Source organism: Capnocytophaga sp. oral taxon 324 str. F0483 (assembly GCF_000318315.2).
GTDB classification, from domain to species: Bacteria; Bacteroidota; Bacteroidia; order Flavobacteriales; family Flavobacteriaceae; genus Capnocytophaga; species Capnocytophaga ochracea.
In genome coordinates this window covers 1-14,711 of sequence record NZ_KB291499.1, presented here as the reverse complement: position 1 = coordinate 14,711, position 14,711 = coordinate 1, and the positions used below count along the sequence as shown (strand labels likewise).

Annotated in this window: 10 protein-coding genes; 2 read left to right on the top strand and 8 right to left on the bottom strand. The window is 39.9% G+C overall.

The window, feature by feature from the left end; all coding sequences use genetic code 11:
* Nucleotides 1-49 precede the first annotated feature (49 nt).
* The 5 genes from HMPREF9072_RS02825 to HMPREF9072_RS02805 form a co-directional block, all read right to left on the bottom strand.
* Nucleotides 50-2,359 carry a reprolysin-like metallopeptidase gene (locus tag HMPREF9072_RS02825; protein WP_009410434.1) on the bottom strand — a complete coding sequence of 770 codons (2,310 nt, stop codon included), beginning with the start codon at nt 2,357-2,359 and terminating at the stop codon, nt 50-52.
* A 68-nt stretch (nt 2,360-2,427) separates the two neighbouring features.
* On the bottom strand, nt 2,428-5,454 hold the full coding sequence (locus tag HMPREF9072_RS02820; protein WP_009410433.1) for a reprolysin-like metallopeptidase: 3,027 nt from the start codon (nt 5,452-5,454) through the stop codon (nt 2,428-2,430).
* Between the two features lie 3 nt (nt 5,455-5,457).
* Nucleotides 5,458-6,270, bottom strand: coding sequence for a zeta toxin family protein (locus HMPREF9072_RS02815; RefSeq protein ID WP_009410432.1), 813 nt, complete (start codon nt 6,268-6,270; stop codon nt 5,458-5,460).
* A complete protein-coding gene (locus tag HMPREF9072_RS02810; RefSeq protein ID WP_009417563.1) occupies nt 6,257-6,502 on the bottom strand; it encodes a hypothetical protein in 246 nt (81 codons plus the stop codon). The genes HMPREF9072_RS02815 and HMPREF9072_RS02810 overlap by 14 nt, the downstream gene beginning before the upstream one ends.
* A gap of 12 nt (nt 6,503-6,514) precedes the next feature.
* Nucleotides 6,515-8,386: a glycoside hydrolase family 13 protein gene (locus HMPREF9072_RS02805; RefSeq protein WP_051032647.1), complete on the bottom strand. Its 1,872-nt coding sequence runs from the start codon at nt 8,384-8,386 to the stop codon at nt 6,515-6,517.
* A gap of 362 nt (nt 8,387-8,748) precedes the next feature.
* Here HMPREF9072_RS02805 and yaaA point away from each other — a divergent pair, with 362 nt between their 5' ends.
* Nucleotides 8,749-9,507, top strand: coding sequence for a peroxide stress protein YaaA (gene yaaA / locus HMPREF9072_RS02800; RefSeq protein WP_009410429.1), 759 nt, complete (start codon nt 8,749-8,751; stop codon nt 9,505-9,507).
* A gap of 65 nt (nt 9,508-9,572) precedes the next feature.
* On the opposite strand, the gene HMPREF9072_RS02795 is transcribed toward yaaA, so the two are convergent.
* From HMPREF9072_RS02795 to HMPREF9072_RS02785, 3 genes are read right to left on the bottom strand one after another with little or no spacing between them, the layout of a single operon-like run.
* Nucleotides 9,573-9,899: a hypothetical protein gene (locus HMPREF9072_RS02795; protein WP_009410428.1), complete on the bottom strand. Its 327-nt coding sequence runs from the start codon at nt 9,897-9,899 to the stop codon at nt 9,573-9,575.
* Nucleotides 9,889-10,116, bottom strand: coding sequence for a hypothetical protein (locus HMPREF9072_RS02790; RefSeq protein WP_009410427.1), 228 nt, complete (start codon nt 10,114-10,116; stop codon nt 9,889-9,891). Before HMPREF9072_RS02790 ends, HMPREF9072_RS02795 begins: the two co-directional genes overlap by 11 nt.
* A 42-nt stretch (nt 10,117-10,158) precedes the next feature.
* Complete coding sequence (locus HMPREF9072_RS02785) at nt 10,159-10,950, bottom strand: DUF2797 domain-containing protein (RefSeq protein ID WP_009410426.1); 792 nt, start codon at nt 10,948-10,950, stop codon at nt 10,159-10,161.
* A gap of 565 nt (nt 10,951-11,515) precedes the next feature.
* Between HMPREF9072_RS02785 and HMPREF9072_RS02780 the strand changes: the two genes are divergently transcribed.
* Nucleotides 11,516-14,711: hypothetical protein (locus HMPREF9072_RS02780; protein ID WP_157236440.1), on the top strand; the 3,196-nt coding region annotated here is incomplete at its 3' end.

The following is a 14,711-nucleotide window of genomic DNA, read 5'->3' as shown; positions in this document are numbered from 1 at the left end:
TGTTGTTAGTTATTAGTCGTTAGTATTAGTTAACAGGTAAGAATTCCTATTATCTTACATATAGGAATCCTTTCTTTTCTTCTAAGTTACCATCTTTATAATAAATAACTATATAGAAATAAGTACCTGCAAGAGGTTTGTTACTTATAGTTTTTAGATTAGAGTAGCCCCTAAACACTTCACCGTTTTTGCCGTAATAATTGTTCTCGTATACTTTGAGTCCCATTTCATCGAAGATGAGCACCGAGATAGGGCGATCTTCGTCAGCATTTTCTATTTTAAAATAGTTCTCGGGGTTAGTGGTTGAGACAGCATTGTATATAATTGCTGTTGCATTAGGTAATATTGATGAGTCAGAAGAGTCTGACGGACTGGGTTGTGGTTGAGGGTTGGGCTGAGGGTTGGGCTGAGGTTCTGGTTCTGGCGTAGTTTCAGGTTTTGTAGAGTCTTTTTGTATCATAAAACCTCCTACGTGATAAGGCTTTGTACAAGACAATGCATAAGCCAAGCCATCAATCACTTCTATTTTGATGATGCCTTGTCCTCTTTGTTTGCCAAAATGTCCGCGAGTAGTACCTACGGATATATTGGGAAGCTCTACTTGGCAAGTGCCATTATTAGCTACTTCTTTTTTCAATACATACTTATAGGTTTTACCAAAGTCGGTTGAAAGAAGGATACGTACCTTACTATCTTTGGTAAAAATAGCCTCGTCTACCTGCCAATGAAGCAAAATTGTCTGACCTCCTTTGTAGGTCTTGTTCTGCTCCCAACTACCATTGTCGAAATTTTGTATTTCAAAAGGTTTACCTTTGACTATTTTCACTTGTACCTCTTCTACATCGTATTTCACTACGTGGTTGCTATTGTCTTTGTTATGATCGGCGGCAGCTAACCAAAAGGTGAAAGTACCTTTTTTGTAAGAATCGGCAGCTCCTATAGGTACAAAGGTATTGCGCTCACTCTCAAACCAAGTGGTTTCAAAGCATATATTACCATCAGATTTTCCTTTGTAGGTCATAAAACGAGCGTTAGATTTGGTAGAGTGAAAACGCCTATCAGCGGGGTGAGCTATATAAGTAAGCGCATCGCCTTCGGGGTCGGTAGCGTTCAGGTAGAATTGGAAATATGTTTCTTCAGGGATAGTATAGGTTTTCTTAATGTGCGTTCTATCAAGCACTGGGGGGCGGTTGTTACTCTTTACTCCATAAACAAGATTAGAGCCTGTTCCCTCTACACGCTTGCCTGCCTCTTGGGTACGTGCTTCATCGGCGTAATAAGCCATAGAGTTACCCAAGAATTTGCGTATTTCTTGCAGACTTATAAGCGAAAAGAAATCGCGAGGGTGCTCGTGACCGTAACTCATAATCGATTGACCCGAGCCAGTTTCAGTTTTGCTAGAATACTGTCCTCCGTTAGAAAATGTATGGTCTGCACCAAACATATGTCCTATTTCGTGGGCAATGGTAGAAGGCTTTATGGGGCGTGCTGCCGCATTGGCTTTTTGGTGTTGTTCATAAGCCGCATAAACCGCTGCTAAACCGTTGTAGTTCTCGCGATAATCGGTGATAATCACCGCTATATCGTATTTGTTTTTATCGTAACGTTTGTTGAGAGTGATAGTACCGTCATTCACCACATCATTAGCAGGAGTTCCTCGGCGGAACATTTCTTTTTCGGGGGTAGTGATGATAAGCGCTTCATCGTCTACTAAGGTGAAATCTACACCTACATCATTCCGATATAACTCATTCAAAAAGGTAATAGTAGCATACCAAAACGTTTTGATTTTATTTATCTCTCTATTGAAACGCTTAGAGTTGTAATAACTATAATCTACTGGTATTGCCAAGCGGTAATGTCTAAACACCCCATCAGTGTGAATGAGCGCTTTAGGATAAAGTGAATTGTAAATCTCTGGTTGCTCGATAGGAGGGTCATTCTTATCTTCATCGCTTTCGGGAAAGAAATTGCGTGCACTGAGTGCTTGTTTTCCCAAAGAACTCGCACCACAATCGTGCTCATCGGTTACTGCCTCAACAGTAAGCATTCCTTGGGGGGAAGTACCCAACACATAGGAGTTTCCTCTGTAAAACACTTCACCGCTTAACTGCTGTTTGTCAAAGCTGATGACGCCCATAAAATGGTCTTGGTAGTAGCCTACAAACGAGCGAAATTCCTTAGAAGTAGTTCGCGCTTGCCATTGTACGAGCATAGAAGGTGAGTTAGGAATAGGGGGTGCCCATTCTACAGAAGGTTTTTCAGCAAAAAGAGCTATAACACTTTGGATATTAGTTTGTGCATTGGCTACCTCTATGCTTAGGCATAGCCAAAGTAAGTAGTGTAGTATATGTTTCATTAGTTTGGCTTAAAAAAACGGCGCAAAGGTACAAAACAATTAACAAATAGCAAGCAAAATTTAACAAGTCATCTTACATATAGGAATCCCTTTTTTGTTTCTTGCTGTCCTTTGAAATAGTAGGTAACCACATAGAAATAAGTACCTGCTAAGCGTTTGCTACCTATCACTCCTCTTACATTAGGATAGCCTCTAAAATATTCACCTTTTTGTTGATAATGGTTACTTTCATATACTTTCAAGCCCATTTCATCAAAAATAAGTAAGGTAATAGGTCGGTTTTCATCTGTATTTTCTATTCTGAAATAGTTATCAGAGCCTTTTTCAGTAGAAACGGCATTGTAAATCACCACTTCTTTAACAGAAGGAACTATTGGCGGTGTAGGTGGTTGTGGTATTACTGGGGTAATGATAATAGTTTGCGTATGCTCTCTTTCATTGCCACACACATCACGAGCTACCCACTTATAGACAACTTTAGAGAGCTTTCCGTTAGTGAGGGTTTCTTCTTTTGGAGACATTGTAACGGTAGGTTGTCCTGCACAAGTATCTTCTGCTGAAATACTCTGTTGTTGAGGGACAGGTGTTCCTTCTTTAATCGTGAGGTCTTGAGGTAAAGTCCCTACAAAAGTAGGTGGGGTGGTATCGGCTACGGTAATAAGCTGGGTATGGGTAAGAGTTGTGCAACCATCGGAAGCGGTAAAAGTACGCTCTAACGTGAAGTTATTAAGGCATCGCTTGTTGAGTTCTTTATCGGCGCAAGTAATCACTACCTTAGCACAGCCTCCTTGTGTTGTAGGGGTTTGCACAGCTGGAATAGCTTTGGCACAATCAACAGTTATATTGTTAGGAAGTGTTGCCCAAGTGAGAGGTATAGGAGTTGTTTTAGGTACAATAGTAATAATTTGCTGGTGGGTAGTAACATTGCCACAAGCATCTTTAGCTTCCCACATATAGATAAGCTGAGAGACTTTCCCATTAGTTTTTACTTCTTTATGAGAAGGTGTAACAATAGCGGTGCCACAATTATCAGTAGCGGTGAGCGTTACTTGGGTAGGGATTGTTTCGCCTTCTTTAATACTCATATTTTGGGGTAAAGCCTCTACAAAAGTAGGGCGAGTTTTATCTATTACGTTAATAGTTTGAGTATAAGTAAGCGTTTGGTTACAAGTGTCGGTAGCTATAAAAATGCGTTTGAGAGTATAAGTATAGTCACAATTACCTTTGATGCGTTCTTCTTTTTGAAAAGTAACCACAGGAGTACAACCACCTGTAACAGTAGGAAGTGTTACTGCTGGAATAGATTGTTCACAAGAAAGGGTAAGATGATTAGGAAGTGATGCCCAAAGGAGAGGTTCGGGAAGGGCGAGGTTCTTTTCAATGGTAAAACCACTGCTTTTAGGGTTGTAGTTAGTAAGGTCAAAGGCTAAACCATCGATTACTTCTACTTTTAAGACGGCTTGGGTAGTGCTGATATTAGGCAAGGTAATTTCTTTACTGCCGTTGTTATCAGTTTCTGCTACTACCATATGTTTAAACGTCTTACCTAAATCATCTGAGAGCAGGATACGCACTTTGGTGTCTTTGAAAATAGTATTATCTACGTTCCAACTAAGGGTGAGTTGAGCGCCTCCTTTGTATTCGTTTTTTGGGGTAGTCGTAATTTTGAACGGGGTACCGTCTTTTACCGTTACTTTGGTTTCAGCCAAATCGTATTGTACTATATAGTCGGCTGACGGTTGGAGTGAGGCATCGCTTACTCCCAACCAAAAGGTAAAAGTACCCGTAGTTTGTTGTGCCAAGCCACTATTGGCTATTACACTACCTGAGTCTTTGTGATACTCTGTTTTGATAGTTACAGGGTTAGCAGGAGTAGGTTTGTAGATAATGTATTGCGTTATAGGGGATTCAGCACCATTGCGTACATCGTGTTGGTTTACGGCGTATAGCAGTTCTGCACTATCGGGGTCGATTGCAGGGATATAGAATTGAAAGAAAGTACCCTTGGGGATAGTATAATGACTTTTAATCTTGCTGTGGTCTATGCGAGGAGCTTGAGTAGTGAAAGTCTTGTCGTGAGCTTTCACGGGTACTTTCGTCAATAGTTCCCGTATGCGCTGAATGCTCGACAGCGAGAAAAAGTCACGCGGACTGCCATAGCTCATCACCGAAGTACCTCTGTCATACTCCGTCTTTTCACTATCGTAGGCTTCTGAGCCCTTATAGCTACCAAAAGTGTGTTTACCACCGAATAAGTGTCCTATCTCGTGAGCTATGACTTCTTTGGTAAGTACTGCTACGGCATCAGCTTTGGTATTAGCCTGATAAACACCTTTAAGATAAGCCAATCCTCTTACTCCTTTTTTTAAGGAAGCGGTATATGCAAGAGAGATACCCACGTCATAACTATTTTCTCCTATAAGTTCATTGATAACCTTTGTTGAATGATCCTTAACGTAATCGGCATTGCGAAAGCTTGCAAAAGTCTCTTTGCTTTCGTCTTTGATGATGAGACGCTCATCGTTTACCAATTCAAAACGCACTCCCAAATCGCGTAGGTACACTTCATTCAAGAAGTTTTCAGTATCTGCCCAAAACGTTTTTACTTTTTGTATGTTTTTCTCTAAGTGTTCTGTGCTGAAGGTGCTATAAGGGATATGCATTGCCAAGCGGTATACCCTTAGTGTTTGTGTGTTAGCAATGGTAGGAGCGGTTTCTTCGGCTAATATCGCAGGACGTGCTGTCGAACGGCTTGGGTGCGGATGAGGCGTATCGGTAGTGCCACATCGGAAATCTTTATTAGGCGAAAAGACCAATTGTCCTTTTTGCTCGTTTATCTCATACGATGTATCTCGGTAGTGAAAACTCCCCGACACACTCTGTCCTCCTACCGAAAGGGTCGCTACAAAATTGTCTTGGTAGTAACCCACAAAAGAGCGAATACCCTCTGAGGTAAAAGAGGTTTTGCGCTCCTGCCACTCAATGGCAATACCTTGTTGTGCCGATACTGCTTTTAGCCATTTATCCGCCTCGCTCTGTGCTTTCCCAAAGAAAACACACCCTATTAGTAATCCTATTGTAATGATGTTTTTCATTCTTTAGTCTTTTAACTGCTCTATAAGTGCTTCTACTATAGCTTTTATAGGTGGGGACATTCGCGGTATAACAGAGTAAGCTCGTGCTATCAGTTGCAAACGAAGTGTCTTATCCTGAAATTGTTGTCTCCTTGCTTTTATAACTTCTGTAGAAGGCAAAATATTTATATCCCATTGCTGTTCCCTCAATGAGAAAGTTTCTAAATGTTTTTCAGCTTGATAATTGTAAAGATGTATTTTATCTACTGCCTTTTCGTTGTACAAACGGTCTAATGAGTGAAGTAAGCCTTCTACTGCTCTGTCGTGGGAATTTTTATCTGACAATCGCCCATATCCTTGAAAATCTTTTTCTTCTTGATAGCGCAAATAAAAACCTAATTCGGTAAAGAGTGCAGGAGCTGCAGTCGCAAAAGCTTCCACATTAAAACCGTTTTTTCTAAAAGACAATGCCGTACGCAAAGGTACTTCAGGATTGCGCATAGTACCCTCTACAATGATATTGTATTTATGGATAATAGCCTCTTGTATAAGTGATTCTGTAAAAAAGTTAGAGAATATTTGCGTCTCTGTTGAGTATCTCTCAGGATATTTTATAAGCTCATTAGCCTTAGGATGAAACTCTCTGTAAATATCTCCATTTACAAAAAGAAAATCTTTGTCAGGAAATTGTCTTAGGATAGCTTTTGCTAGCCCACTCTTTCCTGATGCAGGCTGTCCTCCTAATATAAAGGCAATAGGATTTTCTTGAGATTTTAAACCTGATAAAAGGTCTGTTTTCTCTCTTTCAAAAATATCCTCAACTTTATAGTACTCCATTCATTTGTTTTATTAGCGGACTATAATAATGTACTACTTTATCCATAACAGAAAGCCTTGCCATATCATCAGTACCATATAGCATTTTTTCTTCCTTTAAATACATTTTAATTTTTTGGTCTAACGCATCCTTCTCTACCAAATTAGTTAAAGTAGATTTTTCTTTAATAGCCCTTACTTTTAATGAGCCTACAATCTGTAATGCTGTATCTAAACTAATAGGTTCTTTCATCATATACCTTTGTTATTTTAATTCAATGAGCATAGGAGTTTTAGCAGATATTTCTAAAGTGTCACCGCTCAGAGAGACCTCTTTTCCCGAGATAATATCTTTCCCCCTCAAAAATCCCGCCAAACTCTCGGCAAAGCGGTTTAGGTGGAGCGTTTGGCTCTTTTCGCTGTTGTTGAGGATAACCATTACGGTCTCGGTATCGTTGTAACGGAAATAGACATACACTTCATTTTCAGGCAAGTATTGTTTGGTCTTCCCGTAGTGAATTACGGCTTTGTCCTTACGCCAATTGAAGAGTTTAGCCGTAAAATCGTAATACTCTTTCTGAGTAGCCGTACGCCCCGAAGCGCTAAAAGCGTTCTGCGTATCGCCTGCCCAGCCACCAGGGAAATCCTGTCGTATATCGCCATCGCCCTTACTCTTGTCGCCTGTCATTGCTATCTCGCTACCGTAGTACAATTGCGGAATACCACGCGCCGTTGCTAGCAAGGTAATAATCATCTTATAATCCTCTATCTTAGGATATACGTGATTGATACGTGCCGTATCGTGATTTTCTGCAAAGATAAGCAGATTGTTGATGTCTTTATACAGAAAGTCGTTCGCAAAGTTGTCGTAGAGTTGCATCATACCTTTGTCCCACGAAGGTGTGGTACGGAAAGCCTCACCTATTGCATCGAAGAGCGGGAAGTCCATTACCGTAGGCAAGTAAGTGTTATAGCTTTGTATCGCACTGATAGGGCTATCCTTTTGCCAATACGACACTTGTGCGCTCTGAGTAAGCCATACCTCGCCCATAATGTTGAAATAAGGATATTCATCAGTAATAGCTTTCGTCCATTGGGCAATGCCTGCTTTGTCGTTATACGGATAAGTATCCACACGCAAACCGTCGAGGTCGGCGTATTCTATCCACCAAATCGCGTTCTGGGTGAGGTAGTTTAGTACCAATGGGTTCGCTTGATTGAGGTCAGACAAAGAGCGTGCAAACCAACCTTTTTCGCAGTACTTTTTGTCCCATTCCGAGGCATTGCTGTCCATCTGAGTAGTTATCCTAAAAGAGCTCTGTCCATAACCAGGAAATTGGTGTAACCAGTCGTAGCAAGGCAGGTCTTTCAGCATCCAATGCTGACTGCCCCAGTGGTTGGTTACATAATCTTTGATGAGCTTCATACCGCGCTTGTGCAAAGCCGCTGAGAGCTGTCGGTACTCTTCATTAGTACCATAACGCGGGTCTATTTTGTACACATCGGTTTGGGCATAAGTGTGATAAGAATGTTGTGGTTCGTTGTCCTCACATAAGGGCGTACTCCATATAGCCGTAGCACCTAAGGATTGTATATAATCCAAATGGTCGATAATCCCCTGAATGTCCCCCCCGTGACGACCGAAAGAATCTGAGCGGTTGAGCTTATCAGTAAGTGCGGGGTGCGAATCGTTGTCGGGTTTACCATTAGCAAAGCGGTCGGGCATAATCAGGTAAACCACATCGCTGCTGTCGAAACTCTTGCGGTAAGCCGAGCCCTCACGACGCGCTTTTAATTCGTAGCGAACACTGCCCACTTTCTTTTTCTTTTGCAATAGCGAAATGGTATAGTTGCCCGCTTTTTTATCTTTGGTATCGACGGTTACAAACAGATAGTTAGGGTTTTCTGTTTTCAGTATGTTTACAATAGGCAAATCGCTCTCCACATTGTACTGAGCGATATTTTTGCCATAGAGCAATACCTGCACTTGGCTGTAGTGCATTCCTTCCCACCAAAAAGGCGGTTCTACACGCTGAATCTGAGCGTGAGTCATTCCAAAAGTAAATAATCCCATAAGGGTAATAATGTATTTCATAGTGTAAGTTACACGGGTGTTTATTCGCGCAAAGATAAGCATTTCTTTTTAAATAACAATAAAAGATAGTAGTTAATTATTTTAGGTCGGGCAAGTTCGACCCCACAGAACGAGAGATACAGTTGATTGCAACAACATTGTAAGTTCTATTAGTATTCTATTAATCTTTGGTTAGTCTTCGTTGTAGAGCCACTGTAGAGCCACTGTAGACCCACTGTAGACCCACTGTAGAGCCACTGAAGACCCACTGAAGCCCCACTGAAGCCCCACTATAAAGCCATCATAGTTCCGTTTAAAGTCTATCTAATGCCTCTCCCCTATTCAATTGTCAATTATCAATTGTCAATTATCAATTGTGAATTGTCAATTGTTTTGTAACTTTGCCCCGTTAATTATATATCACTATGAAAATCGTTATCTCTCCCGCCAAAACCATTAACGAAACATCAGCCCTACCTACTACCGTACACTCTTCGGCTATTTTCCCAAAGGAAATTGGCGAGGTAAGCACTGCCCTTAAAGCACTCTCTCCAAAGCAACTTATAAACCTGATGCATATCTCCCAAAAGCTCGCTGACCTGAATTGGCAACGACACCAACAGCTCTCATTGCCTTTTACCCCACAAAATGCGCGTCCGGCGCTCTTTGCTTACAATGGCGATGTGTATGAGGGACTCGATGCCTATTCACTCTCTGAAACGCAAATTGACAAGTTACAAAGGTCTTTGCGTATTCTCTCGGGATTATACGGACTGCTTAAACCCTTAGACCTTATTGCACCTTATCGGTTGGAAATGAGCATCAAACTACCCATAGGGAAGGCTACAAATCTATATGCTTTATGGAAAGACAAAATCACTCAGGCATTGAACGACGAATTGCAAGAAGGAGAATTGTTTATCAATCTCGCCAGTGAAGAATATTTTAAGGCGATTGATACCACAAAGCTAAAAGTGCCCGTGATTACACCTATCTTCAAAGATTATAAAGGAGATACACTAAAAGTTGTTAGTTTTTATGCGAAGAAAGCGAGGGGTCGTATGGTACGCTTTTTGGCAGAAAATGAGATTCGCTCAGTAGAAGATTTGAAAGGGTTTAACGCTGATGGATATGCGTTCTCAGAAAAGTTTTCAGAAGGAAATACACTTGTTTTTATTAGATAAAAAACTTTGCCAAAGGTTCTAATTGCACGTCGTGCTACAACCTTTGGCAAAGTCTATGATATCAATCATTTTTGGGGAATATTGATAATAGTAAGTCTTCTCAATAATTTATTAGGGTCTTCTTTAGCATTTATAACTCCTATAATCCAAATTTTTGACAATTCTTCTACAATAAGAAAATAAATACCAAAGTGAAATCTTTTGGTAAAGCAAACCCGCACTTGTTCTATTTCTTTTCTAAAAGAAAAGGGGCGACTTTTTATTTCTTGTATATAGCTATAAATCTCCTCATATACTTCAAATCCTAAATTTTCTCTTATTTTATTGTAGTAAACTACAATTTCTTCCAAGTCTATTTCGGCTTGACGATGAATCATTGGCTCAAAATCCATATCTTGCTCTCATTTTTTTATCAAATTCATCAAAAGCCTTTCCTGCTTGTTCAGGATTTTCTGTAATTTCATTAGCTCGTTTCAAAAGCACTTGCAAATACTCATTAGAAGTCTCACTATCTGAAATATTATAGTCAAAATCTATATTTTTTTCTTCTAAAAACGAAGTTAGCACTGCTTTTTGGGTTTCATCTTTTGGATATACTAATACACACATAATTATTCTTTTTTTGCAAAGGTATAAAAATTAATTGAAAAATCAGCTAATTTGTAAATTAATCACCAGTCCTTCGTTACCTCGCACATTAAAGACGGTGTTGTCGCTAAAAATGAGGTATTGCCCTTTGATGCCCATTAGTTTACCACTATAAGTAGGGGTTTGCACCAGTTGCAGAGAGCGTACTTGGGTAGGGTATTTTTCTACGGGAAAATGAATGTGCAAAGGGGTGATATCTTCGGTGATGTAGGGCTGTACTTGGTCGGGTACAAAGTCGTGCACCTCTAATTTTACTCGCAGTAAATCTACGGGAGTTATTTGGTTGGTGAGCATTTTGCGCCAATTAGTTTTATCGGCTATATGAGCTTTAAGAGCGACTTCGGCGATGCCTGCCAAATAGCGATTGGGTACTTCGGCAAGTATAAGGGCTTCGTGCGCCCCTTGGTCGATCCAGCGTGTTGGAGCTTGTGATTTGCGTGTTACCCCCACTTTTACGTCGCTGGAATTGGCAAGATACACATAATGCGGTTGCAACTGCATTTGTTGCTCATAACCCAAATCGCGCTCTTCGATGTTTAAATGCGCTTTGCTAAGTTCGGGGTGCATCACCCAATCGGCGGTTTGAGGGACTTCAAAAAAGCACTCTTTGCAATAACCCTGACGGAAAATAGGCTTATTTTCCCCACAATTCATACACTGAAAGCGCACAAATTGGAGTGTTATATCCTTTCCGATGAGTTGGTTCATCAGTACAAAATCGCCTTCCATTGGCAAGTAATACCGTATGGGGTCTGCCCATTCGGTAAGCATTTTTTGAAGTACTCCTTGAAACATAGTTTTAACAGTGAAATGAGGGGACAAAGATACAAAAAAGTCGTAACACAACAAGCAAAACAATTAGCAAATAGAGCAAACACACGAAATTAAGAGTTAATGTCCGTTCAATATATAATTCTGATTTACAATTCCTTTTTACAGTATACTTCTGTGAAATCTAAGCAACTTGTTGCTAAATTCTGTGGATAAAATGAATAGCATCTAAAATTTGTCTGTGAAAAAATCCGTGTGTTCCGTGAAATCTGTGCGAGACTCTTTGTAGCGAAGCTATCTTTTTTCCTCTCGGCAGGTGCGTTTCTTATAGCTCCTACCTCCCTTTGAAAGAGAAAACAGATTACAGCAGAAACAGAAGATATAACAGTGTTATTTTTTACACAAGTAAAGAAAGGTAAAGAGTAGGAAGTGTAAAGAAAAAGAGATTTAAAAAGGATTAAAAACAGTTGTTTTTAGCTCTAAGTTTGTTAAAACTGTGTTAATTATTGTCTTAGTGTAGAGAGATGTAAAAAATCTTTACTAATTTTGCACCCAAAATAAATCACTAACGATGTTTTTTACAGAGAAGATGAATAATTTAATAGCGAAAATGGCTTATAGGATTATTTTTGTGGTAGCATTTTTATTTGCTGTAAACCACCTGAATGCGCAAAGTACTCCCAAAGTGGGAATTACTCAATTAATAGGCTGTGGTATAGGTAATAATGTTAATAAGGCAGAGGTAACTGTAAGTGTAGACGAAAGTCTATCAGGTTACCAATACAATTTTGGAGGAGGCTGGGTAAATACCAATAAAGCTTGGCTTATAGCAGGGAATTATACTGTTCAAGTAAAAAAAGGAACTGAGTATTATCATACGTTACCTATTACAGTACCTACTAAGGCTACTGCACCTACCTATAATTCTAAAATTATTTATAACTGTAATGGAACAGGAAATGTAACCCTTACCAACGACCAGCCTACTTATCAGCATAGTTATACTTATAAAGGAGTTACGAAAACAGATCCACATTTTTCAAATCTTACCACTGGAGTTCATAGTATTTCAGTAACTTATACAGTACCTCCTACTACCAAAGCTATTATCTTCTATGATGATTTTGGAAAGAAAACAGGAAACGTTAAATCTGTAAAAAGTCTCTATGTAAACCAAAATATTTATTTTGACCCGATGAATGGGGCAGACCAAGTAAGACCAGATGGGGCTACACGTAGTAAAACTGTAGCGGATTCTTACTATGCCATAGGTAATAGAACAGATATGATGGCTGGTACTACTCCTTATAGTAGCTCTTGGGTATTGCCTAACGATAAAGATGGAGATGCTAATGGTAGGTTTCTGTGGTATAATGTAGACCTTTTTCAAACATCACCTGGAGAAACAAAAACGGTTTATAAACGCAAAGTAAAAGTAACTCCTGGCTTACCAGTGGAGTTTTCAGCTTATGTATACAACCCTATCAATCCTTCTGTATCGGCTCTTGCAGGCTATATACCTAAATTAGTACTTGAAGTTTATCGTTCAGAAGCTACATTTAATGCCAAAACTCCAGCATATAAGTCAAATGAATACCAAGCTCTAAGAACTACTAATTTGAATGGTTGGCATCAAATGAGTGTAACTGCTAACTTAGGAGCTTCGGATACAGAACTGATATTCGTAATTCGTATCTTAGGTGGCGGAAATGACCTTTGTGTAGACAATATTTTAGTAACACAAACCTCTAAGAGTTGCCCTTTTACTCAGATAGTTCCTATAACTATAGAGGCAAATCCTAATCCCCCTACTATCACTACTCAACCGGTAGCTTCTGTCGTTTATTGTAAAAATACAACTATCGCCAACGCTCTTAATATAAATGCTACCACTACTACCGGTACTCTTTCCTATAAATGGTTTGAAAATACTACAAATAGTACTACGGGTGGCAATCAGGTAGCAACTACTCAAACCTATAAACCACAAACTACAGTGGCGGGTATTAAGTATTATTATGCAGTGGTAAGTAATGGTTGTGGTGTAGCTACAAGTACCGTGGCTAAAGTAGAAGTGCTTTTTCCCCCCGAAGTTACTCAAATCACAGCAACTCCTGCAACATTTAAGCAAGGAGAAAGTGCTTCAGTAGTATTTACAATCAAAGGTACTCCTAATGCACAAGTAACCTACAATATCAATGGTACAGGTACACAGGTGGTAACGCTCAACTCAAGTGGTACCTATACGTTGCCTTCTCGCACCGTAAACCAAACAACCATTCTCAATGTTACCAAAGTAAAATTAGGCGCTTGTGAGCAAAACTATACCGACAAGAGTGGCGGTATATTAGCAACTACTGCTAAATGTACCACTAAACCTGCTCCTCAGTTCCCTACCTCTTCTCCTAACGGACGAACAGCGGTAATGAATGGTGTTACGGTAACACGTACCTATTCAAAACCTTCAGCAACTATTTTAGTATATGGCACTATAGATAATGATGGTTACTGCAGTGGAACTCCTTATCACAATTATACAATTATACATACGAAACCTAACTTTAGCCCTAAAGTAATTTACACTTTTAGTCAGCCGGTTACCAGCGCAGAGGTATGGCTAATGGTAATGGGTAGTTCAAATACGAAATATGATAAAGTAAAACTTTCAATTAACAATGGTACACCTACTTTTACTAAAGTGTACGATTGTGCCGAAGGAAAGGGACAAGCGGGAGCTACCTTAAGTAATACTGGAGAAGTTACTTCACAGGATCGTATTATAACCGATGTGGCGGTGCGCGTAACCTCTAATACTCCTTTTACTCAATTAATAGTAGAAGACATTCACCCAGGTTCTTCAGGGGTATTAGTAGAACTTTGTCCTGCTTCTATCACACCTGCCGAGACTATTAGTATCACTACACAACCACAAAGCCAAACTATTTGTGCTGATAAGATGGCTACTTTCACTTCTAAAGCTCAATTGAAAGATACTACAGGTGATATTCAGTACAAATGGCAACAAAGTAGTAATGGAACAACTTGGACAGATATCCCTGCTTCTACGGGATCTATCGCAAGTGGAGGAACTGCCTCTTTAACAATAGCTGGAACTACTAACTATAAATATAGAGTTGTGTATAGTTACCAGTTTGCACAAGGCATCGTAGTTACAGCTACTTCTCAAGAAGCAACGCTTACCAAATTGCCTTCTGTAGCCTTACCTACCCTTATTACCGGCAGTAAAACTCTTTGTCCAACAGCAACTAACAATACAGTATCGTTTGCTAACTATGTAACTGCCCCTACGGGTACTACCTTGCTTTGGTACACTGCCCCTGCAGCTACTGTTTCAAGCACTACGGCACCTGTTATCAATACTCACGTAACCACTCGCACTACCCAAACGGCTTATGTACGCGCTCTTAGCACTGCGGGCTGTACTAGCGGCATCGTAACCGTTACCTTAACAGTAGACGATACTACTGCTCCTACTTTCACAGCACCTACTCCTTTAAATATAGTGTGCAACTCAACTACGGCTACTACGGCTATCAACAATTGGCTCGGCACAACTACCGCCACCGATGCTTGTGGTGCAATAGCTACTATTACAAATAACTATAATGCTCCAGCTGACCTTTGTACAGTACCTGGCGGTATTATTACAGTTACTTTTGTAGCCAAAGACACTTTTGGTAACACAAAAACAGGTACTTCTACTATTCATTTAGGAGTAACTCCTTTAGTAGTACAAGACGATACCTTTAACATACCTAACGGTT

Excerpts from the sequence above, each read along its gene's own strand:
- HMPREF9072_RS02785 (WP_009410426.1), bottom strand. The coding sequence starts at position 10,950 with ATGTTTCAAGGAGTACTTCAAAAAATGCTTACCGAATGGGCAGACCCC.
- HMPREF9072_RS02815 (WP_009410432.1), bottom strand. The coding sequence starts at position 6,270 with ATGGAGTACTATAAAGTTGAGGATATTTTTGAAAGAGAGAAAACAGAC.
- HMPREF9072_RS02790 (WP_009410427.1), bottom strand. The coding sequence starts at position 10,116 with ATGTGTGTATTAGTATATCCAAAAGATGAAACCCAAAAAGCAGTGCTA.
- yaaA (WP_009410429.1), top strand. The coding sequence starts at position 8,749 with ATGAAAATCGTTATCTCTCCCGCCAAAACCATTAACGAAACATCAGCC.
- HMPREF9072_RS02795 (WP_009410428.1), bottom strand. The coding sequence starts at position 9,899 with ATGGATTTTGAGCCAATGATTCATCGTCAAGCCGAAATAGACTTGGAA.
- HMPREF9072_RS02805 (WP_051032647.1), bottom strand. The coding sequence starts at position 8,386 with ATGCTTATCTTTGCGCGAATAAACACCCGTGTAACTTACACTATGAAA.
- HMPREF9072_RS02820 (WP_009410433.1), bottom strand. The coding sequence starts at position 5,454 with ATGAAAAACATCATTACAATAGGATTACTAATAGGGTGTGTTTTCTTT.
- HMPREF9072_RS02825 (WP_009410434.1), bottom strand. The coding sequence starts at position 2,359 with ATGAAACATATACTACACTACTTACTTTGGCTATGCCTAAGCATAGAG.
- HMPREF9072_RS02810 (WP_009417563.1), bottom strand. The coding sequence starts at position 6,502 with ATGAAAGAACCTATTAGTTTAGATACAGCATTACAGATTGTAGGCTCA.